We start from the raw sequence: 1,821 nt of genomic DNA on the forward strand, positions 1-1,821 counted from the left end.
CCTCCAGGAGGTCCGCCTCACGCGACCAGGGACTACCTCGACCGGGCCACGGCCTGCAGGGTCCGCTGGGTCCGCACGAGCGGCAGGACGCGCAGCGCCCGCGCGCCGTGCCGCGCCGCGTCCGACGGCGTCACACGTACTGCGCGTACGCCGGCAGGTCGAGCTGGCCGTTGCCCGACAACCCGATCACGACGACCTCGGGCTCCGTGACGGTCCGCGCGTACGCGATCGCGGCGGCGACCGCGTGCGTCGACTCGGGCGCCGGGATGATGCCCTCCGAGCGGGCGAACTCGAGCCCTGCCCGGAACGCCTCGTCCTGGTCGATCGCGACCGCGTCCATGAGCCCCAGGTTCACGGCGTGCGACACCATGGGCGACATGCCGTGGTAACGCAGGCCGCCCGCGTGGATGGCCGGCGGCACGAAGTCCTTGCCCAGCGTGTGCATCTTGAGCAGCGGCGTGAGCCCTGCGACGTCTCCGTGGTCGTAGCGGTACTCGCCCTGGGTGAGCGACGGGCAGGCCGCGGGCTCGCACGCGACGAGCCGCGTCGTCGTGCCCTCGCGCAGGTTGCGCCCGAGGAACGGGAACGTGAGCCCCGCGAGGTTCGACCCGCCGCCCGCGCAGCCGAACACGACGTCCGCGCCCGTCTCCCCCGCCTCCTCGAGCTGGACCAGCGCCTCCTGGCCGATGACCGTCTGGTGCAGCATCACGTGGTTGAGCACGCTGCCCAGCGAGTAGTGCGCCTGCGGGTCCTGCGCCGCGACCTCGACGGCCTCGCTGATCGCCATGCCGAGCGAGCCCGTGGTGTCCGGGTCGCTCGCGAGGATCGCGCGCCCCGACGCGGTCAGCTCCGAGGGCGACGAGTGGCACACGCCCCCGTAAGCCTCCATCTGGAAGCGGCGGTACGGCTTGGAGTCGTACGACGCCCGGACCTGCCACACCTCGCACGTCAGACCGAGCAGGGCGGCGGCCATCGAGAGCGAGGCCCCCCACTGCCCGGCGCCCGTCTCGGTCGTGAGGCGCGTCGTGCCCTCGATCGCGTTGTAGTACGCCTGGGCGATGGCCGTGTTCGGCTTGTGCGAGCCGACGGGGCTCACGCCCTCGTACTTGTAGTAGATGCGGGCGGGCGTGCCGAGTTCGCGCTCGAGACGGTGCGCGCGGACGAGCGGCGCGGGCCTCCACATCGCGTAGATCTCGCGGATCGTCTGCGGGATCTCGATGTAGCGCTCGGTGCTGACCTCCTGCTCGATGAGCGCCATGGGGAACAGCGGGGCCAGGTCCGCGGGCACGAGGGGCTCGAGCGTGCCCGGGTGCAGGTGCGGCGGCACGGGCTCGGGCAGGTCGGCGTTGAGGTTGTACCAGTGCGTCGGGACGGTGGAGGGGATCTCGACGCCGAGCGGCTCGAGCGAACGAGCGGTCGGACGGATCGGCGCCTGGGGTGCGGCCGGGACGGAGGTGGAGACGGGGGACGTCGTCAAGGGACTCTCTCCTTCATGGATGGGCACGTGCCGGGGCACGTTCCGGGCGATCCACTCCGGGAGACCTGCTGGACCGCCCGTCGTCGGGCTCGGTCAGCACGCCACAGCGTCCGACCGTCAGTGGTCGGGCCACCAGGTGTGCGCGGTGAGCAGGTTCACACGGGTGACCATAGCCGACGGCGGACCGGGTGTGAAACGCGTCTCAGCATGGAATCGCGCGTGCCCGCGAGGGCGGGCCGTCAGGTGCGGCTCTGCGCCCTGTCCGCTCTGACTCACCGAGGACTCCTTCGTTGTGTGGAAATTCGTCATCGCCGGTTCTCGGTTAGTGGTTGTGTAGTTATGGT

At 71.3% G+C, this 1,821-nt stretch carries 1 protein-coding gene; it reads right to left on the bottom strand.

The window, feature by feature from the left end:
• Positions 1-130: 130 nt before the first annotated feature.
• Positions 131-1,426 (bottom strand): TrpB-like pyridoxal phosphate-dependent enzyme, encoded by a 1,296-nt coding sequence (locus tag ACFWFR_RS19240; RefSeq protein ID WP_377624185.1) that lies wholly within the window; start codon positions 1,424-1,426, stop codon positions 131-133.
• Positions 1,427-1,821: the final 395 nt, after the last annotated feature.

Source organism: Oerskovia sp. NPDC060287, assembly GCF_042726775.1.
Classification (GTDB): Bacteria; Actinomycetota; Actinomycetes; order Actinomycetales; family Cellulomonadaceae; genus Oerskovia; species Oerskovia merdavium.